Genomic DNA, 18,470 nt, shown 5'->3' with positions numbered 1-18,470 from the left:
GTACGTAACACGGCGCCGATACGGTGAGGGTTGTGGATATCAGCGGGAATCCACAGCACACGCCCTCGACAACGCCGCCGCCACGTCGGCGTGATGGTAGGGCCACTCGGACGGCTCGATGTTCGCCAGGAAGTTCGTGTAGACGACCGCCTGGCGCAACTCCGCGACCGGCCGCAGCAAGTCGACGGCGCGCAGGGCGTCACAGCCGGGCCAGCGCGCCGCCCACTCCCGGATCACCCCGGGGTCACGGGTGAGCCGCAGCACGTCGTGAGCCGGATTGCCGACCACCGCGTCGCCCCAGTCCACGATGACCGGTCCACCGTCACCATCGTCGTGGCGGATGTTGCCGAGATGCAGATCGCCGTGGACGAGAGTGTCCGGGAGGCCGCACTCCGCGACCGCCGCGAGCCGATCCGGCAGACCGTCGATCAGCTCTCCCAGACCGGGCATCCCGTCGCGGTACGGCCGGGCGATCTCGGCGACTCCGGCCAGCGAGAACTCCGGAACTCCGGCGGCACGCAACTCACCCGTACGCCCGGCGAAATGCTCCTGCACCGGATGGAACGCGGCGAGCACCTCGGCGCAACGGGCGGCGCCGGCGTCCCACTGATCAGTGCCCGGCACGTGCGACAGCAGCACCCGGCCGGGCTCACCGGCGGCGAACACATACGGCACCAGCCCCGGCGACACCTCCTCCACCAGCCTCAACACCGCCGCCTCGTGGGCGAAGAACGGCGGCACCTGTTTGAGCCACGCCACCGGCTCGCCGGCCGCCGAGTCGAACCGCCAGATCGCGGACAGATTCCAGGTACGCCATTGGCGGGCCACCGCCCCGGACAGCCCGATCCGGTCCAGCGCACCCGTCGCCCAGGCCAGCGACTCGGACGCGCCGTGTGCCTCGGCCCAGGGCGCGCGCAACGGGTGCGGCCCGAGATCGATGTCCACCGGGAGCAGACCGGACGGCCGCTCGCGGGTCGTCGCCAGATAGGTGACGTGGCCGCCGGGCGGGTCCGGCCGGTCACCGTGCAGCAGGCGCAGCACGGTCACCTCGATCCCGGCCCCGGCCACCACGTCGGAGACCTCCTGCCACCACGGCACCTCGACGGCGAACGGCGGCAGAGCCCCGAGCGGCTCACCGGCCGGATCGACGAGCACCAGGGTCACTGTGCGGTTCACCGGGCCAGCCGCTCCCTCAGGAAGGCCCGGTCGGCCCGGCCGAGCAGCCGCAGCCGGGCCATGCCGCCGTCCGGGAAGATGTCCAGCCGGACCTGGGTCACCCGTGGCGCTTTCGCCACCGCGAACCGGTGCGGGGTGTCCGGCCGCAACGCCACCCGCGTCAGCAGCGGATAGGCGACCCCCTCGGCGTCGAATCCGGTCAGCCCGGCCCAGCCCGGCGCGTTGCCCTTGAAGTGGCTGGTGTCCAGATCGGCGAACCGCAGCACGGCCGGGGCGGCCAGCCGCACCAGCACCCAGTCGTTGCCGTCGTCACGGCGGCGGGACGTCTCCCAGCCGTCGCCCATGTTTCGCGCCAGGCCGGGCATCAGCATCCGCTGCGGATGGCCGTAGAACATGTCGCTGCAGTCCACGACGGTCGCGCCGAACTCCGCGGCGGCGACGTCGAACACCTTCGGCAGCAGCTCCGGGTCGGGCACCACCTCGCCGTGCACCCGCAGCCGGGCCACGCCACCGTCCGGGAAGATGTTGAGCCGCACATGGGTGAACCGGCGGCGGTCGTCCACCGGGTACAGGTTGCGGCCGTCACCCTTCAGCGGCGACCGGGGCAGCACCTCCACCCAGTCGGCGGCGTCCAGCTCGGCCGGGCCGGGATAGCCGGGCAGCTCGGTCGCCTCCACCGAGGCGAACGGTGGATAGTTGCCGGTGAAGAACGCCGTGTCGATGTCCACCCCGTGGATCACCCCGGGCGCTCCGAGCCGGACCACCGCGAAGTCGAACCCGTCCGCACGACGCCGGCGGGTCTCCCACCCGTCGTACACCTGTCCCTTGTGGTCGAACGTCTTCGGCGCGTGCCCGGGTGGATCCGGTAGGACCAGGTGGTCGGCCGCGGCGAAGAACTCGTCGTTGCAATGCACGACCCCACCGCCGAACGCCCGCGACGCCAGATCGGGCAGCGCGCTGAAATCCATCAGATCCCCCTCGTGTCGCTCAGGAACATCCCGCCGGCATCGCCGCCGGTCACCGTGCCACCGCGCAGCCAGGTCGTACGCACCACACCCCGCAACTTCCGGCCCGCGTACGGCGTGACCGGGTTTCGATGATGCAGTGTGTGCGCGTCGACCACGAACTCCTCGTCCGGCTCGAAGGCCACCAGATCCGCGTCGGCACCGACCTCGATCCGGCCCTTGGCGCGCAGCCCCACCAGCTCGGCGGGGCGGCGTGCCATCCACTTCACCACGTCCGCGAGGGTATGTCCCCGCTCCCGGGCCGCGGTCCAGATCACCGGAAGACCGAGCTGCACCGACGCGATCCCGCCCCACGCCGCCGCGAAGTCGCCGGTGTCCTGCCGCTTCAGATCGGGAGTGCACGGCGAGTGGTCGCTCACCACGCAGGTGATCAGGCCGTCGGCGAGCGCCTCCCACAGCCGGTCGGCGTTGGCGGTGTCCCGGATGGGTGGGCAGCACTTGAACTCGGTCGCGCCGTCCGGGATCTCATCGGCGTCGAGGGTCAGGTAGTGCGGGCAGGTCTCGGCGGTGACCCGCACCCCGCCCGCCCGCGCCTGGGCGATCAGCGGCAGCGCGGACGCCGCGGACAGGTGCAGGATGTGCACGCGCCGGCCGGTCGCCCGGGCCACCCCGATCGCGGTGGCGACCGCCGCGTGCTCGGCCTCCTGCGGCCGGGAGGCGAGGAAGTCGGCGTAGGCCGCCGAGCCGACCGCGTCACGCAGATGGCCGGGATCCTCGGCGTGCACCACGAACAGCGCGTCCACCGCGGTCATCGCCTCGGTCAGCTGACCGGCGTCGACAGGCGGGAACTCCGGCACACCCGAGTCGGCGAGGAACGCCTTGAAGCCGAACACCCCGGCGTCGTGCAGGCCGGGCAGGTCACCGGCGTTGCCCGGGATCGCGCCACCCCAGAACCCGACGTCGACGTGGCACTGCCCGGCCGCGGCCGCCCGCTTGATCGTGAGCGCCTCGGTGTCCACCGTCGGAGGCAGACTGTTCAGCGGCATGTCGATGATCGTGGTGACGCCGCCGGCCGCGGCCGCCCGGGTCGCCGTGGCGAACCCCTCCCACTCGGTCCGGCCCGGCTCGTTGACATGCACATGGGTGTCCACCAGGCCCGGGAGCAACGCCGTGCCCGCCAGGTCGACATCCGCCCCGGCGGTCACCGCGGCGTCGTAGGCCAGCACCGCCGTGATCTTCCCGCCGTCGACGAGGACCGCCGCCGCCCGCTCGCCGTCCGGCAGCACCACCCGTTGAGACCGCACCACTAGATCAGCCATGTGCCGACCCTATCGGCGGTTTGTTTCGCACCCGAGGTTTGTCCACAGGCCCGGGATGTGTACCAGCTTGTTCCAGGATTCCGGTCAGCCGTGTCGTTACCGCCGGTAGCGGAGTAGCGTGCCGCTCCATGTTGCGTCGCTGGAGCCTCGCGGGGCTCACCGCCACTCTCGGCGTGCTGATCGCCGTGGTCAAGACCGGTGACGGCGCGCCCGGCACCGCGGCCCTGCTGCTGGCCGTCTTCCTCGGACTCGCCGTCGTGCTGTCACCGATGGCGTTCCCACGGCCGGAGCCTGTGGATAACCGGCCGGTCGTCTACTGGCGGCCCGGCTGTGTCTTCTGCCTGCGGCTGCGGGCCCGGCTCGGCCCGGACGCGGCCCGCCTCAACTGGGTCGACATCTGGCAGGATCCGGCGGCCGCCGCCACCGTCCGGGAGATCACCGGTGGCGACGAGATCGTGCCGACCGTGGTGATCGGCGGTCAGGCGCATGTGAACCCCGACCCGTCCTGGCTCCGCGACCAGGTCGCCCCGGCCGCCCCTCAGGCCTGAACCAGCTCGTCGGTCCAGTTCAGGAACCGGTCGAACATCTCGGCCGGTGGTCGCCCCGGCAGCTCGGTCATGGCCTGGTCCAGGTGTCCCCACAGGTACATCATCAGCAGCACCCGGTCGGTGCCCGCCGCCAGCGACTCCTTCGCCGGCGCGCACGGCCAGGGATGCCCACACGCCCGGCAGGCCCAGGACGGCCGCTCGCAGGTGTGCTCGGTGTCCTCCGGCACGGTGACCGGCTCGGCCGCCACGGCATGCTTCCAGGGCTGTTTCCGCACGACGTCCTCCCAGCGTTCGGTGCGTTGCCCCCTGTAGTACTCGCCCCGAACCCGAATGGTTCGACACCCCACCGAAGTTGCCACTACCGCTATGGTCTAGCGGCGTGACGGATCAGCAGCCCGGCACCATCGGCTCGGCCGAGGTGGACCAGGGTCCCAACAACATCCCGCTCGGCATCGCCGTCGCGGTTCTCGCGGTCCTGGTGACCGCCCTCGCCGGCATGGCCGTGGTCGATCCGGTCTCGCTGGTCAGCCTGGTCCCGGACTGGTTGACCCAGCCCGGCGTCGCGCAGATCATCGCCGCCGGAGCATTGACCGTCGCGATCGGCGGGATGCTCCACCAGGCCGTCCGGATCGCCAACGAAGGTCATCACGAGGTGGCCACCTGGCTGACGCTCGGCGCGCTCCTGATGGTCCCCTGGTTCTCGGTGGTCTGACGCCTCAGGATCTCTCCACCGGAGCGAAACCGGATCTCTCCGCCGGGCCCAGGTCGTTCGTCTCACCGTTGGCGACGACAAAAACATGATCGCGGCGGGTACGGTCCTCGAACTCGGCCCGTTCCACAGTCGTCCATTCGTTCGGCGCACGCGGATCGATCCCGGCCGGATCCGGCGGGACAGCCATCCGGATCACGAACACCACGCTGTCCCGCACCTCGATCCGCCAGAGATCGTCCTCGCCCTCGCCCACCGCCTCGATCACCCCGTTGAGCACGTGATCGCAGGTGAAATGCTCGAAGGCCGCCGGATAGAACCGGCCCTCGACCGGATTGGCCGACTCCGCCCGAATGGTGGCGCCCGGTTTGAGGAAGGTGTCGATCAGATAGGCGAGCCATTTCTCGGCGTCGTGGAAATTCTCCTCCTGATCCCAGATCAGGCCGCCACCGGCCGCGGTGGGCACCCACCGGCACCAGTGTCCCGGCAATTCCGGCTGGGCCCTCCCGCCGCCGACGATCTCATCAGCCGAGGCGTCACCCCGGTACACCGAGTACGGCCCGGTGGAACGGTGATCGTGCCTCGTCTCGGCGAACCGGTCGAGATATTCCACCTCGTGCGGATTCAACGGCGGAACGATCTCGATGCATCCGCCGAAACCGGTGTCATGGCCCATCGGCTCCTCCCCTCAGCCGCACTCCTCTTGCGGCCGCCTTTCGTAAGCCGGCCACCTTTCCCGTCTTTCTCAGGCCAACCGTTTTTCCTGTCTGCCTCAGGCCGACCGTTTTCCTGTCTTTCTCAGGCCGACCGCCTTTCCCGTCTTTCTCAGGCCGACCGTCTCTCCCGTCCTCTCAGGCCGACCGTCTCTCCCGCCCTCTCAGGCCGACCGTCTCTCCCGCCCTCTCAGGCCGACCGTCTTTCTCAGGCCAGCGCCGCCAGGTCGTCCCGGGAGAATCCGGCGTCGTCGAGGGCGCCGCAGTCCAGACCGCGCAACAGATAGCCGGCGAGCGCCCGGGCGGTGGCCGGCTCGTCCGCGATCCCGCTGTCCTGCCGGTCCAGATATCGCCGCAGGCGGGTGACCGCGGCGTCCCGGCCGTCCCGGAAGAACTCGTAGGTGGCGGCGTAACGGGTCGGCAACTGGGCCGGATGCAGATCCCAGCCCTGGTAGTAGCCGTTCTCCAGGGAACGCCGGACCAGACGGCGGTGCAGCTCCCACGCCCGGTGCACCTGATCGGTGTCACCGACCGGGAGGATGTTGGTGGAGCCGTCGGACAACCGCACCCCGGTCTGCGCGACCGCGGCCTGCATCACCGCCTTGGCGTAGTCGGCGACCGGATGCTCCATCGACTGGTACGCGGCCGCGACCCCGGCCGCCGCACTGTAGTCATAGGTGCCGTAGTGCAGCCCCGTACACCGTCCACCGGCCGCGGTGATCAGGCGGGCCACCACCGCCGAGCCGTCCGCGGCGAGCACCGCCGACGGCAGCTCGATCTGGATCTCGAAGGTGAGGGCGCCGGCGCTCAGACCGTACGAACGCTCGATCCGCTCGCAGAGGGTGACCATCGCGAGGACCTGGTCCGGACCGCTGACCTTGGGCAGGGTGATGTTGACCAGATCCTGGTAGGTGTCCAGAAAGAGGTCCAGGGTGCGCAGCGAGCGGCGGCGGGTCGGAGCCTCCAGGGACTTGATCCGGATGCCGAGGAAGGGTGGCCGCGGACCGCCGGCGAGGATCTTGGCCGCCTCCCGGACCGCGATGTCCTCCTGGTCGTCGTCGCGGACGCCGTAGCCGTCCTCGAAGTCGACACGCAGGTCCTCGATCGGCTCTCGGCCGAGTTTCTCCCGGACCGCCGGATCCGGCCAGGGGAAGTCGTGCCGGTCCATCGTCTCCAGCGCGATGCTCCCCCAGTCCCGGAAGTCGTCGAGCCGGTCGGCCGGAACGTAGACGGTGTGCACCGGCTGCCGGCCGGGACGATCCCCGGGGTAGCGCGCCCGCAGGAACGCGTCGTGCGCGGCCAGACTCGCGTCGATGTCGTCATAGTCCCGGTCGGTCAGGCGCATGTGCCGCCTCCAGTCGATCGTCGTTGCGTTCCGTCCCAAGCCCCGCCGTTGCGTTCCATTCCGGGCACCGCCGTTGCGTTCCATTCCGGGCACCGCCGTTGCGTTTCGTTCCCGGCACCGCCGTCGCGTTCCGGCGCTGGTGCCGCCCTCGGGGCGATGCCTGCGGCCTTGCGCCGGGGCGATTGCCCGCGGGCGCCACCCCGGGGCGATGCCTGCGGGCGGCATCACCCCGGGGCTACCCACGAGCGCTCCTCGTCGGCGCCCGCCTCCGGCCGTCCCCCGCGAACGGCGTCAGTCGATGGAGTCGTATGCGGCGCTGGTCAGGAAGTCGGCGAAGTCGTCGGCGAGCGCCACCCGCTCGAACAGCTTGCGCGCGTCGTCGTACCGCCCGGCCGTCCACGCCTCGTCACCGACGCTCTCGCGGATCCCGGCGAGCTCCTCGTCCAGAATCCGGCCGACCAGCTCGGCGGTGATCGGCGTCCCGTCCTCGAGCCGGACCCCGTTGTGGATCCACTGCCAGACCTGGGAGCGCGAGATCTCCGCGGTGGCGGCGTCCTCCATCAGGTTGTGGATCGCGACGGCGCCGTTACCGCGCAGCCACGCCTCGAGATACTGCAGGGCCACGTTGACGTTGTTGTGCAGCCCGGCCCGGGTGACCGCGCCGCCGGTGCCGGCCACCTCCAGCAGATCCGCGGCGTCCACCACGACCTCGGGACGTTTCCGGGCCAGCTGGTTGGGCTTGTCGCCGAGCACCCGGTCGAAGATCTCCCGGCACACCGGGACCAGGTCGGGATGTGCCACCCACGAGCCGTCGAAACCGTCACCGGCCTCGCGCTCCTTGTCCTCCCGGACCTTGGCCAGGGCCACCTCGTTGACCTGTGGATCGCGGCGGCTCGGGATGAAGGCGGCCATGCCACCCATCGCGAACGCCCCGCGCTTGTGGCAGGTGGCCACGAGCAGCTCGGTGTACGCCCGCATGAACGGCGCCGTCATGGTGACCGCCGCGCGGTCCGGCAGGATCATCGCCGGGTTGTCCCGGAAATACTTGATGATGCTGAACAGGTAGTCCCAGCGCCCGGCGTTGAGCCCGGAGATGTGCGGCCGCAGGCTGTGCAGGATCTCCTCCATCTCGAACGCGGCCGGGATGGTCTCGATCAGCACGGTGGCGCGGATGGTGCCGACCGGTATGCCCAGGGCCTCCTGCGCGTACGTGAAGACGTCGTTCCACAGGGCGGTCTCTTTGTGGGACTCCGTCTTCGGCAGGTAGAAATACGGCCCGGAGCCCCGTTCGAGCAGTTCCTTGGCGTTGTGGAAGAAGTAGAGGCCGAAGTCGACCAGGGCGCCGACGGCCGGCTCGCCGTCCACCGGCAGGTGCCGCTCGTCCAGGTGCCACCCGCGCGGGCGCATCACGATCGTCGGGTACGGCCCGCCGTTCAGCTCGTACGTCTTCTTCTCGGTCTCCAGCGTGATCGTCCGCCGGACCGCGTCGTAGAGGTTCTGCTGGCCGTCGACGACGTTCGGCCAGTGTGGGGTGTTCGCGTCCTCCAGGTCGGCCAGCCACACCTTGGCACCCGAGTTGAGCGCGTTGATCGTCATCTTGCGCTCGGTCGGCCCGGTGATCTCCACCCGCCGGTCCCGCAGGTCGGCCGGGGCGGGCGGCGCGGACCACTCGGCGGCCCGGATGTCGGCGGTCTCCGCCAGGAACCCCAGCGTGGCGCCGGCCGCGATCTCCGCTCGGCGCGCGGCACGAGCCTGGAGGAGCTCGTTACGGCGAGGCCGGAAGCGCCGGTTCAGGTCGGCGACGAACGCGACCGCCTCGTCGGACAGGATCTCGGTCATCGTTGACGATTCCTCTCAGTGTGGTTACTCCCCCGTACCGTAATCGAGCATTATTCATGGTCGCCCGGTCCGGTCCACCCTCTCCTCGCCTCCCCGCTCTGCTCGCTTCTCGCTACGACAACCCCAGGAGACGGCGATGTGCGCTGCGCGCCCGCGCGGTGAGCGTGTCCGCATCGGCGTTGACCAGCTCGCCCCGCTCGACGACCGGCCGGCCACCGACCAGGGCCAGGTCCACCCGGGCCGGCGGGCCGAACACCAGTGCGGCCACCCTGTCGTCGATGCCGTCATGGCCCAGACCGTCCAGACGCCACATCACCAGGTCGGCCAGCTTGCCGGGCTCCAGGGACCCGATGTCGTCCTGGCGGCCCAGGCAGCGGGCCCCGCCCATCGTGCCCAGCCGTAGCGCCTCACGGGCGTCCATCGCCGTCGGCCCTCCGCGCAGGCGTGCGGTGTAGAGCGCCTGCCGCAGCTCGGCCCCGAGATGGGAGACCTCCTGCGAGGCCGCGCCGTCCACTCCGAGACCGACCGGCACACCGCCGTCGATCAGCTCACGCACCCGGGCCGAACCGGCGCCGAGCCGGGCGTTCGAACTCGGGCAGTGCGCGACACCGGTGCCGGTTGCGCCCAGTGTCGCGATGGCCGCGTCGTCCAGGTGCACGCCGTGGGCCAGCCAGACGTCGTCACCCAGCCAGCCGACCCGCTCCGCGTACTCCACCGGCTTGCAGCCGAACCGCTCGAGGCAGAACTCCTCCTCGTCGTCGGTCTCGGCTAGATGGGTGTGCAGCCGGACGCCCCGGCGCCGGGCCAGCTCGGCGGACTCGGTCATCAGCCGGGTGGTGACCGAGAACGGCGAACAGGGCGCGACCGCGATCCGCAGCATCGAGTCCGGTGACGGATCGTGCCAGCGGTCGATGGCCGCCTCGGTGGCCGCCAGCGCCTCGTCGGTGTCCTCGACGACGTGGTCCGGGGGCAGGCCGCCGTCCTTGCGGCTCAGGTCCATCGAGCCGCGGGTCGGGTGGAACCGCACCCCGATCTGCCGGGCCGCCTCGATCTCGGCCGCCAGCACGTCCCCACCGTCACGAGGGAAGACGTAGTGGTGGTCCATCGACGTCGTGCAGCCGGAGAGCGCGAGCCAGCCCAGCCCGGCACCGGCCGCCGCGCCGACGATCTCCGCGTCCAGCCGGCCCCAGATCGGGTACAGCGTGGTGAGCCAGCCGAAGAGCGTCTCGTCCAGCGCCAGGCCACGGGTCGCCCACTGGTAGAGGTGGTGGTGCGAGTTGACCAGACCGGGCGTGACCAGGCAGCCCCGGCCGTCGATCCGCCGGCCCTGGTAGGAGTCCGGGGCCCGGCCCGCGCCGACCGCGGCGATCCGGCCGTCGTCACCGACCACCAGATGGCCGTCGGTGTACTCCGAACCGGCCGGGTCGACCGTCGCGACCGCGGCGTTCTCGATGATGATCACAGCCACCACTCCGCCGTCGCCGCGGGCGCGTCGTCGCGGCTCACACTGCCTTCGATCAGCCCGTACGGCCGGTCTCCGGCGATGAACACCTCGTTCGGGTTGTCCAGCCCGAACGGCGACAGGTCGGCCAGGTAATGATGCTTGTTCGGCAGCGCGAGCCGGACCTCGGCCACCTCCGGACGGCTCGCCAGCACCTCGGCGCCCATCGCGTAGAGGGTCTGCTGCAACGAATAGCTGTACGTCCCGGTGAACGCTGTCAGCAGAGCCGCCAGCACCCCCTCGAAGGATCCCGCCCAGTCCGCGCCGTCGCCCAGGTGCCGCCAGCGCGCGTCCACGGCGGTGGCCAGGATCCGGTCGGTGGCCGGGCGCAGCGTGGTGAACTCGTCCTCGACGAAGCCGTGGAACTCCGAATCCGTCGAATTCAGCAGCACCAGGCCGGTGATGCCGGAGACCACCTGGGTCGCCTCGGCGGTCACGGTGACCACCGTCGTGCGGGTGTGATCTCCACGCCGGCGAAACGAGTGCGGCCCCAGCCGGTCCCAGCCGAACGACTCGATCGACACCTTCGCCCCGTGCACCTGCGGTTGGCTGTCGACGAAATGCCGGGCCAGCAGCAGGGCGAAGTCCTCGGGCTCGCCGACGCCGTGGCGCTTGGCGAACGCATACACCGTGTTCTTCATCGTGTCGGTCGGCAGCACACCGGAGTTGTCGCCGGTCAGATGGGTGGCCGCCAGCTCGCCGGAGAGGGCGATGCTGACGTTGAAGTCCACCAGGCCGTGCGTCTCACCGTCGCGGTGCACCCGCACCAGACGGGTCTCCGCCTTGCCGTAACGGTTCGGTCCCAGCACGATTCCCAAGGTCAGCTCCCTCGGTAGGTGGTGTAGCCGTACCGGCTGAGCAGCAGCGGCACGTGATAGTGACGATTCGGGTCGTGGACGTGGAAGGCGACCGTGATCTCCGGGAAGAAGCAGTCACCGCCCAGGTAGGGCTCCACGTAGAAGAAGAGGCGGTAACCACCGGCCTGGCGGTCGTGCATCGGCACCTGGAAACGCAGGCGGCCGTCGTCGTCGGTGCGGCCCTCACCGACGGCCAGCCAGCCGGCCGAGTCACGCCGCTCCAGGCGGACGTAGACGTCACGGGCCGGGTCGCCGGAGACCGTGTCCAGGATGTGGGTGGAGATGCGGGCGTGGAACTCGGCCGTGGTGCCGTCGTCAGAGGGCATCGAGCACCCGCTCCAGCCGGAGCAGCGCGATCCGGCGCAGCTCATCGGTCACGATCGCCCGCTCGGTCGCCTCGTCGTTGCCGATCCGCTCCCGCGCGGCGGCCAGGATCTCCGCCTGCGTGCGGCCGCTCGCGAAGATCAGGAAGACGTGGCCGAACCGCTCCTCGTACGCCCTGTTCGCCGCGATCAACTCGGCTTTCGCCTGATCGTCGGTGCTGCGCGCGGCAGCCGACTGCTCGGTGCGCGACCAGGCTGCCTCCTGGGAGTCACCGGCGGCCCGCTCGCCGATCCGTGGGTGCGCGGACAGGCCGGTCAGCACGTCGGCCCAGCTCAGCTCGCGCCCGGCGGTATCCGCCACGGCGAGCAGCTCGGCCCGGTCGGCGAACGGCCGGCGGCCGGCGATCACGGCGCCCCAGGCGGGTGCCGCACAACAGGCGAGCAGCTCCCCCTCCAGTCGCTCCGTGGGCAGAGTGTTGAAGATTTCCACCGCACCCATCGGTCACCCCCTCGTCGATCTTGAACAGTCAATCAGGCCGGGCACGGCGTGCGCACCGGGCGGCCGAAGAATTAACAAGGCTCGGTCGTTTCGCCACCCTGCCACGAAACGTGCCCGAAAATCTCGCCGAACGCCCCGGCCTGTGGACAACCGGAACGCCGCCAGCGGCATTGTGGACAACCGGGGAGGCGGCCTCGGGATGGGCCAGACTTGGCGCGTGCTCATTCCCACCGAGTCCCTGCCCGATCTTCCGGTCCGCCCGGTCCTGCCCGAGGTGGCCGCCGTCCTCGCCGAGGCCGGCGCCGCGGTGCTGGTGGCCCCACCCGGCACCGGCAAGACCACGCTCGTCCCGCTCGCGCTGGCCACGCCCGGCGGGCGGGTGATCGTCGCCGAGCCACGCCGGGTCGCCGCGCGGGCCGCCGCCCGCCGGATGGCGGGGCTGCTCGGTGAGAAACCCGGTCAGCGGGTCGGTTTCGCGGTGCGCGGTGAGCGCCAGGTCTCCCGGGAGACGGTGGTCGAGGTGGTCACGACCGGGCTGCTGGTCCGCCGCCTCCAGGCCGATCCCGAGCTGGCCGGGGTCACCACGGTGATCCTGGACGAGTGCCACGAGCGCCATCTCGACTCCGACCTGGCACTCGCCTTCCTGGTCGAGGTGCGTGCCGCGCTCCGGCCCGACCTACGGCTGCTGGCCACCTCCGCGACGGCCGACGCCGACCGCCTCGCCGCGGTCCTCGGCGAGCCCGGCCGCCCCGCTCCGGTGCTCACCGCGCACGCCCGCACCCACCCGGTCGAGGTGATCTGGGCGCCACCGGCCGGGCCGGTCACCCCGCCTCTCGGGCTCCGGGTCGATCCCCGGCTGCTCGACCACGCGGCCGCGACCGCCCGGCGGGCCCTGGCCGAGGCCGACGGCGACGTGCTCGCCTTCCTCCCCGGCGCCCGGGAGATCGAGACCGTCGCCGGCCGTCTCCGCGGGCTCGGCGACATCGACGTGGTCACCCTGCACGGCCGGCAGTCCGGGTCCGCGCAGGACGCGGCGTTGCGGCCCGGCCCGCGCCGCCGGGTGGTGCTGGCCACCGCGGTCGCCGAGAGCAGCCTGACGGTCCCCGGAGTGCGGGCCGTGGTCGACGCCGGTCTCAGCCGCGTCCCCCGGATGGATCACGCCCGGGGTCTGGGCGCCCTGGCCACCGTGCCGGTCTCCCGGTCCAGCGCCGAGCAGCGCGCCGGGCGGGCCGGCCGGGAGGCGCCCGGCCGGGTCTACCGATGCTGGTCCGCGGCCCTGCACGATCGGCTGCCCGCCCAGCCCGAGCCGGAGATCACGGCCGCCGACCTGACCGGGTTCGTGCTGGACCTGGCATTGTGGGGGCATCCCGACGGGACCGGGCTGGCCCTGCCCGACCCGCCACCGGCAGGCGCGCTGCGAGCCGCCACCGCCACCCTGCACGATCTCGGCGCGCTCGACGCCGGCGGCCGGGTCACCCCACGGGGCCGGGCCCTGGCCGGGGCGGGTCTGCACCCACGCCTGGCCCGGGCGCTGCTCGACGGCGCCGCGGCGCTGGGCGCGACCCGGGCCGCCGAACTGGTCGCCGTCCTCGACGACGACCGCACGACAACCGGCGACGTGGTCACCGCCTGGCGAGCCGCCCGCGACAGCGACGACTTCACCTGGCGCACCGAGGTCCGCCGCCTGACCCGGGCGGTCAGCCGCGCGACCTCCCTCAACCCCGGCACGGACGACACCTCCCCACAGTCCCTGGAGGAGCAGCCACCAGACGGTCCCAGCGGCTCTGTTCCGGGCGACAGGAGACCGGGCGGCGGAAGGCTGGGCGACAGGAGACCGGGCGACGCGAGACCGGGCGACGCGAGACCGGACGACGCGAGACCGGACGACGCGAGACCGGACGACGAGAGGCAGGGCGTCGAGAGGCAGGGCGGGGCGCGACCAGAGGGCAGTGGAGGCGGACGAGGGCGGCTCACCGATGATCTCGCGGCGGGGATCGTGGTGGGGCTGGCCTACCCGGAGCGGGTGGCGCGGGTCAGGGAGCCGGGTGGACGGGCGTACCTGATGGCTGGTGGCACCGCCGCCGAATTGCCCGCCGGGAGCCCGCTGACCGGGGTTCCGTGGATCGCTGTGGCGAGCGCGGACCGGGCGGCCGGGGCGCCGACGGCCCGGGTCCGCAGCGCCGCGCCGCTGGATGAGGAGACCGCGCGGGAGGTGGGTGCGCCGCTGCTCGCCGAGGCCACCGAGATCGGCTGGATCGACGGCGACGTGGTGGCCCGGCGGGTCCGGCGGCTGGGCGCGATCACCCTGGCCTCCACCCGGCTCACCGACCCGGATCCGGCGCTCGTGCGGGAAGCGCTGGCCACCGGGCTGCGTGACGAGGGTTTAGGGCTGCTCACCTGGAGTCGCGGGGCCGGTGAGTTGCGGAGCCGGCTGGCGTTCGCGCACGCGGCGCTCGGCGAACCGTGGCCGGACGTGTCCGACAGCGCACTGCTGGCCGGCGCCGAGGAGTGGCTGGACCTCGGTTCGGCCCGGCGCCGGGCCGATCTCGCCAAGCTCGACGTGGCCGGTGGCCTGCGGAGACTGCTGCCCTGGTCGGTGGCGGGCCGGCTGGACGAGGTCGCGCCGGAGCGGCTGCCGGTGCCGAGCGGGTCGAAGGTGCGGGTGGACTACAGCGATCCGGCCGCGCCGGTGCTGGCGGTCAAGGTGCAGGAGGCGTTCGGCTGGCGGGAGGCGCCACGGTTGGCCGAGGGGCGGGTTCCGGTGCTGCTGCACCTGCTGTCCCCGGCCGGGCGGCCGGTGGCGGTCACCCGGGATCTCGGCTCCTTCTGGGTGCAGGGCTATCCGCAGGTGCGGGCCGAGATGCGCGGGCGGTACCCACGGCACCCCTGGCCGGAGGACCCGACCACGGCGGAACCGACCCGGCGTACGAATCCGCGGTCGCGATGAACGTCAGGCCTCGGGTGTGGTGGTGTTCTCCAGGCGGCTCAGGGGTGCGGGCGCGCCGTAAAGGTAGCCCTGTCCCAGCGGGCAGCCCAGGTCGGCCAGAGCACGGGAGCGTTCCACGGTCTCCAAGCCCTCGGCCACCACCGTGATGCCCAGCTCGGCGCAGATCGCCAGCACCGAGCGGCACAGGGCGCCGGCCCGGTCCGGGGAGGCGTCCACGTCCGTCAGGGTGGAGTCCAGCTTGACGATGTCGACGGGCATGGCGTGCAACTGGGCCAGCGCGTTGTAGCCGCTGCCGAAGTCGTCCAGGGCGACCCGGACGCCGATCGCCCGCAGCCGTTCGACGAGCGCGGCGGCACAGGGCAGATCGGGGATCCGGAGGGTTTCGGTGATCTCGATGATCAGGCGCTCGGGCGGCAGATTGTGCCGGGTCAGCGCGGCCCGGACCGCCTCCTCCAGACCCTGGCCGGCCAACCGGCCCGCCGACACGTTGACGTGGACGTCGATCGGGCGTCCGTGCAACTCGGCGAGGGCGGTGGCGTCAGCGCAGGCACGGTCCAGGACGAAGTCGTCGATCGCCGAGACCAGACCGGTGCGTTCGGCCATCGTGACGAAGACGTCGGGGTGGACCGTTCCGGCGACCGGGTCGGTCCAGCGGGCCAGGGCCTCCACGGCCACCGTCGCGCCGTCGGTGAGCCGGACGATCGGCTGGTAGTGGACGTCGAAACCGGCGGCTGCCGGAGAGCCGGCCAGGGCGCCCGCGAGGAGCTGCGGCAGGTCGGCGTTCGGGCCGGCGTCGCGTGGGCCGGTGTAGCGGATCAGGGCGCCCTTGCCGCTGCGCTTCACGGCGTACATCGCGGCGTCGGCGCGGCGGAGCAGCAGGTCGGCGGAGAGACGGTCGCCGGGTTCCGCGGTGACCAGGCCGATGCTGGCACCGACGGTGATCGAACGGCCGTCGAGGACGTAGGGCTCGCGCAGCCGGGCCAGCACCCGCTGACCGATGGCCTCGGCCTCGGCGGCCCAATCCTCGGAATCGAGTGGGTCGCGGGGGTCGCGGGGGTCGAGCCGGTCGCGGGGGTCCAGCCGGTCGCGGGGGTCGAGCCGGTCGCGGGGGTCGAGCCGGTCGCGGGGGTCCAGCCGGTCGCGGGGGTCCAGCCGGTCGCGGGGGTCGACTGGGTCGCGGGGGTCGACTGGGTCACGGGGGTCGACTGGGTCACGGGGGTCGACTGGGTCACGGGGGTCGAGTGGGTTACGGGGGTCGAGTGGCGGCGCCACACCAGCAGCGGAGGAGGCGACGGAGGCAACAGAAGGGGACTGCGAACCCGCGGCGGGCAATCCAGACGAATCTGAGGATGGCGGGACGGTGGCGGGAACCGTTGTGGGGGGATCGGCCGCCCGGGCGGGGTCGTAGGCCGCTTCGGAGACCCGGACGCCGGCCGCGGACAGGACGTAGCGACGCTGCCGGACTGCCGCGTCGGCTCGGCGGCGCCAGGGTGCCCGGCGGCGTGGGGCCGGGACCGGCAGGCCGCTCTGGTCCAGCACGATGGCGAACTCGTCGCCGCCCAGGCGGGCCACCAGGTCCTGGGAGCGTACGCCGGCCCGCATCCGTTCGCCGATGGCCTGCAGCACCCGGTCGCCGACGCCGTGGCCGAACGTGTCGTTGATGAGTTTGAAGTCGTCCAGGTCGGCGAAGAGCACCGCCACCGGAGTGCCGCGCCGCTGGTGGGCGTCGATCGCGGCGACCAGGCGCTCCCGGAACAGGGTGCGATTGGCCAGGCCGGTCAGCGGATCGTGGTAGGCCTGGTGTTGCAGCCGGCGCTGGGTGAGGGCGACCCGGTCGAACAGGACCGTGTTGTCGATGATGGTGAGCATCTGCCGGGTGACGACCAGGGCCAGGCCGAGCCATCCGAGGTAGGCCTCGAACGAGGTGAGCGTCCCGCCGGTGACCGTCCGGGCCACCAGGACCACCCCGGCGACGACGACCGGGCCGTACGGCAGCAGGAGGCGGAACCAGTCGCGTTCCAGCCATGCGGGCTCCGGCTGTGGCAGCGCCGGCTGGGCGGGGCTGAGAGCGGCCAGCGCGATGAAAGCCGGCCCGAGCAGATGACCGAGCCCTTCGAGCCACACCGGCCCGCCACTGAAGAGCCACACCGGCCCGCCATCGGAGAACCACCCGGGGCCGCCATCGGAGAACCACGCGGGGCCGCCGTCGGAGAACCACCCGGGGCCGCCGTCGGAGAACCACGCGGGGCCGCTACCGGACAGCCAGATCGGGCCGTCGCCGAGGAGCCGGACCGTGTCGGCGACACCGAAGGCGAGCAGCGCCGACCCGACCAGCCGCAGCGGCCGCCGCCCGGCCGGCGAGTCGGGCCGGGTGGTGAGCAGCAGCGCCACCATGGTGAGCAGGATCAGGTCGACGATCAGGTACACCAGGTGGAAGACCTGAAAACCCTGGACCGCCGGTACGCCGGGCAACAGCGACCACGCCAGCGCCAGCACCGACCCGGTGATCAGCACACTGTCGAGCAGGAGGGCGATCTGGTCGCGCAACGGTGAGGTGGGCGCCGGCCGGGGACGAGTGCGCACCGCGCCGAGCAGCCCGAGCAGCATGCACGTGGGCAGCACGAAGAGACCGACGTCGGTCAGCTGCTGCGGCGGCACCCGGTCGATGCCGGCCAGGTCCTGGACGACCCACCAGAGCCGGTTGAGCGACCAGACGAGCAGCCCGCCGGCCGCCAGCAGCCGCCAGTTGCGCGGGATGCCGGTCCGCTGCCGGCCCATCCGCAGGCAGACCACGGCCGCGATGAGGCCGGCGATGAGCTGCGCCGTGTCGGTGTAGAGCCGTGGCGTGCCGAGGACGAGTTCGCCGAAGGCGACCACTCCCAGGGTGAGCGCCAGCGTGCCGATCAGTCGCGCCGTCGTGATCACCACCAGAGTCCGGGCCGCGAGGATCGCGGCCGGAGTAAAATACCTGCTCAGTCTCCGGAGGTCACGTCGGCATCGCGCCTACATCGACGATGCGTCCACATCAGCAACGATCACCGTGATGTTGTCGGGGCCGCCGCCACGCAGCGCGAGATCGATCAGGCGCTCCGCGCAGGACTTGGGATCGGCCACGGTCCGCAGCTCCTCCTCCAGCACCGGATCGGCCACCACGCCGGTGAGACCGTCGCTGCACAGCAGCCAGCGGTCGCCGCGCTGCGGTTCGACGATCACGTAGGCGGGGGTCACCGGCTCGCCCTGCAGCACGCGGGTGACGACGGCCCGCCGCGGGTGCACGGCCGCCTCCTCCGGCTTGATCAGGCCCTGGTCGACCAGCATCTGGACGTACGTGTCGTCCTTGGTGAGCTGGTTGAGCCGGCCGTCGCGCAGCAGGTAGGCCCGGGAGTCGCCGACGTGGGCCATCGCCGCCCGCTCCCCGTTGAAGAGCACCGCCGTCAGCGTGGTGCCCATGCCCTGGAGCGAGGGGTCGGCGGCCACCTGCTCGGCGATCCGGCCGTTGGCCAGTTCGAGCGCCTGGTGCAGGGCGTCCATCTGGTGCTCTGATTCGATCCGCGTGTCGAGCGAGACCATGGCTTCGATGGTGATCCGGCTGGCCAGATCACCGGCGGCCATGCCGCCCATGCCGTCGGCGACGACGAGAAGCTGATCACCGGCGTAATGACAGTCCTCATTGTTGCTTCGGACGTGTCCCTGGTCGGTGACGGCCGCCCACCGGAGGTGCAAGGTCAT

General features: G+C 72.0%; 16 protein-coding genes. 3 read left to right on the top strand and 13 right to left on the bottom strand.

The genetic code is table 11. From position 1 onward, the window contains the following. Positions 1 to 39 precede the first annotated feature (39 nt). Genes ACQ0O7_RS02560 through allB form a run of 3 tightly spaced genes read right to left on the bottom strand, consistent with a single transcriptional unit; the run spans position 40 to position 3,460 of the window. Positions 40 to 1,176, bottom strand: a complete 1,137-nt coding sequence (locus tag ACQ0O7_RS02560) for a phosphotransferase family protein (protein WP_430780089.1) — start codon at positions 1,174 to 1,176, stop codon at positions 40 to 42. Next, positions 1,173 to 2,144, bottom strand: coding sequence for an allantoicase (gene alc / locus ACQ0O7_RS02555; protein WP_430780088.1), 972 nt, complete (start codon positions 2,142 to 2,144; stop codon positions 1,173 to 1,175). Before alc ends, ACQ0O7_RS02560 begins: the two co-directional genes overlap by 4 nt. Next, a complete protein-coding gene (gene allB / locus ACQ0O7_RS02550) occupies positions 2,144 to 3,460 on the bottom strand; it encodes an allantoinase AllB (protein WP_430780087.1) in 1,317 nt (438 codons plus the stop codon). Before allB ends, alc begins: the two co-directional genes overlap by 1 nt. 128 nt (positions 3,461 to 3,588) lie before the next feature. Here allB and ACQ0O7_RS02545 point away from each other — a divergent pair, with 128 nt between their 5' ends. Further along, the gene (locus ACQ0O7_RS02545; protein WP_430780086.1) at positions 3,589 to 4,008 is read left to right on the top strand and encodes a glutaredoxin family protein; all 420 of its coding nucleotides are present in this window, start codon (positions 3,589 to 3,591) and stop codon (positions 4,006 to 4,008) included. On the opposite strand, the gene ACQ0O7_RS02540 is transcribed toward ACQ0O7_RS02545, so the two are convergent. Continuing rightward, positions 3,999 to 4,283, bottom strand: a complete 285-nt coding sequence (locus tag ACQ0O7_RS02540) for a hypothetical protein (RefSeq protein ID WP_430780085.1) — start codon at positions 4,281 to 4,283, stop codon at positions 3,999 to 4,001. The genes ACQ0O7_RS02545 and ACQ0O7_RS02540 overlap by 10 nt on opposite strands. Positions 4,284 to 4,387: 104 nt before the next feature. On the opposite strand from ACQ0O7_RS02540, the gene ACQ0O7_RS02535 reads away from it, so the two are divergent. After that, positions 4,388 to 4,720, top strand: coding sequence for a hypothetical protein (locus ACQ0O7_RS02535; RefSeq protein WP_430780084.1), 333 nt, complete (start codon positions 4,388 to 4,390; stop codon positions 4,718 to 4,720). Positions 4,721 to 4,724: 4 nt separating this feature from the next. Here ACQ0O7_RS02535 and ACQ0O7_RS02530 read toward each other — a convergent pair whose 3' ends face one another. From ACQ0O7_RS02530 to uraD, 7 genes are all read right to left on the bottom strand, one after another. Beyond that, entirely contained in the window at positions 4,725 to 5,393 is a 669-nt protein-coding gene (locus ACQ0O7_RS02530; protein ID WP_430780083.1) for a hypothetical protein, read from the bottom strand. Between the two features lie 245 nt (positions 5,394 to 5,638). Next, the gene (locus tag ACQ0O7_RS02525) at positions 5,639 to 6,775 is read right to left on the bottom strand and encodes a DUF6986 family protein (RefSeq protein WP_430780082.1); all 1,137 of its coding nucleotides are present in this window, start codon (positions 6,773 to 6,775) and stop codon (positions 5,639 to 5,641) included. A 291-nt stretch (positions 6,776 to 7,066) separates the two neighbouring features. Further along, positions 7,067 to 8,614 carry a malate synthase A gene (aceB, locus tag ACQ0O7_RS02520; RefSeq protein WP_430780081.1) on the bottom strand — a complete coding sequence of 516 codons (1,548 nt, stop codon included), beginning with the start codon at positions 8,612 to 8,614 and terminating at the stop codon, positions 7,067 to 7,069. A gap of 112 nt (positions 8,615 to 8,726) precedes the next feature. Further along, on the bottom strand, positions 8,727 to 10,076 hold the full coding sequence (locus tag ACQ0O7_RS02515; protein WP_430780080.1) for an 8-oxoguanine deaminase: 1,350 nt from the start codon (positions 10,074 to 10,076) through the stop codon (positions 8,727 to 8,729). Beyond that, positions 10,073 to 10,924, bottom strand: a complete 852-nt coding sequence (gene pucL, locus ACQ0O7_RS02510; RefSeq protein ID WP_430780329.1) for a factor-independent urate hydroxylase — start codon at positions 10,922 to 10,924, stop codon at positions 10,073 to 10,075. The genes ACQ0O7_RS02515 and pucL overlap by 4 nt, the downstream gene beginning before the upstream one ends. A gap of 11 nt (positions 10,925 to 10,935) precedes the next feature. Further along, positions 10,936 to 11,298 carry a hydroxyisourate hydrolase gene (uraH, locus tag ACQ0O7_RS02505; protein ID WP_430780079.1) on the bottom strand — a complete coding sequence of 121 codons (363 nt, stop codon included), beginning with the start codon at positions 11,296 to 11,298 and terminating at the stop codon, positions 10,936 to 10,938. Continuing rightward, a complete protein-coding gene (gene uraD, locus ACQ0O7_RS02500; RefSeq protein WP_430780078.1) occupies positions 11,288 to 11,794 on the bottom strand; it encodes a 2-oxo-4-hydroxy-4-carboxy-5-ureidoimidazoline decarboxylase in 507 nt (168 codons plus the stop codon). Before uraD ends, uraH begins: the two co-directional genes overlap by 11 nt. Before the next feature lie 199 nt (positions 11,795 to 11,993). Here uraD and ACQ0O7_RS02495 point away from each other — a divergent pair, with 199 nt between their 5' ends. Further along, the gene (locus ACQ0O7_RS02495; protein WP_430780077.1) at positions 11,994 to 14,741 is read left to right on the top strand and encodes an ATP-dependent RNA helicase; all 2,748 of its coding nucleotides are present in this window, start codon (positions 11,994 to 11,996) and stop codon (positions 14,739 to 14,741) included. Between the two features lie 3 nt (positions 14,742 to 14,744). Here the strand turns inward: ACQ0O7_RS02495 and ACQ0O7_RS02490 are convergent, their stop codons facing one another. Both ACQ0O7_RS02490 and ACQ0O7_RS02485 read right to left on the bottom strand, forming a co-directional pair. Then, the gene (locus ACQ0O7_RS02490; RefSeq protein WP_430780076.1) at positions 14,745 to 17,669 is read right to left on the bottom strand and encodes an EAL domain-containing protein; all 2,925 of its coding nucleotides are present in this window, start codon (positions 17,667 to 17,669) and stop codon (positions 14,745 to 14,747) included. A 75-nt stretch (positions 17,670 to 17,744) separates the two neighbouring features. After that, complete coding sequence (locus tag ACQ0O7_RS02485; protein ID WP_430780075.1) at positions 17,745 to 18,470, bottom strand: PP2C family protein-serine/threonine phosphatase; 726 nt, start codon at positions 18,468 to 18,470, stop codon at positions 17,745 to 17,747.

This window comes from Actinoplanes sp. G11-F43 (genome assembly GCF_050589265.1).
Taxonomy (GTDB): Bacteria; Actinomycetota; Actinomycetes; order Mycobacteriales; family Micromonosporaceae; genus Actinoplanes.
This window is presented reverse-complemented; position numbering and strand designations above follow the sequence as displayed.

Bases quoted from the DNA above. Each gene is read 5' to 3' on its own strand.
- alc (WP_430780088.1), bottom strand. From the start codon at position 2,144: ATGGATTTCAGCGCGCTGCCCGATCTGGCGTCGCGGGCGTTCGGCGGT.
- allB (WP_430780087.1), bottom strand. From the start codon at position 3,460: ATGGCTGATCTAGTGGTGCGGTCTCAACGGGTGGTGCTGCCGGACGGC.
- ACQ0O7_RS02545 (WP_430780086.1), top strand. From the start codon at position 3,589: ATGTTGCGTCGCTGGAGCCTCGCGGGGCTCACCGCCACTCTCGGCGTG.
- ACQ0O7_RS02530 (WP_430780083.1), bottom strand. From the start codon at position 5,393: ATGGGCCATGACACCGGTTTCGGCGGATGCATCGAGATCGTTCCGCCG.
- ACQ0O7_RS02525 (WP_430780082.1), bottom strand. From the start codon at position 6,775: ATGCGCCTGACCGACCGGGACTATGACGACATCGACGCGAGTCTGGCC.
- aceB (WP_430780081.1), bottom strand. From the start codon at position 8,614: ATGACCGAGATCCTGTCCGACGAGGCGGTCGCGTTCGTCGCCGACCTG.
- uraH (WP_430780079.1), bottom strand. From the start codon at position 11,298: ATGCCCTCTGACGACGGCACCACGGCCGAGTTCCACGCCCGCATCTCC.
- uraD (WP_430780078.1), bottom strand. From the start codon at position 11,794: ATGGGTGCGGTGGAAATCTTCAACACTCTGCCCACGGAGCGACTGGAG.
- ACQ0O7_RS02495 (WP_430780077.1), top strand. From the start codon at position 11,994: ATGGGCCAGACTTGGCGCGTGCTCATTCCCACCGAGTCCCTGCCCGAT.
- ACQ0O7_RS02485 (WP_430780075.1), bottom strand. From the start codon at position 18,470: ATGACCTTGCACCTCCGGTGGGCGGCCGTCACCGACCAGGGACACGTC.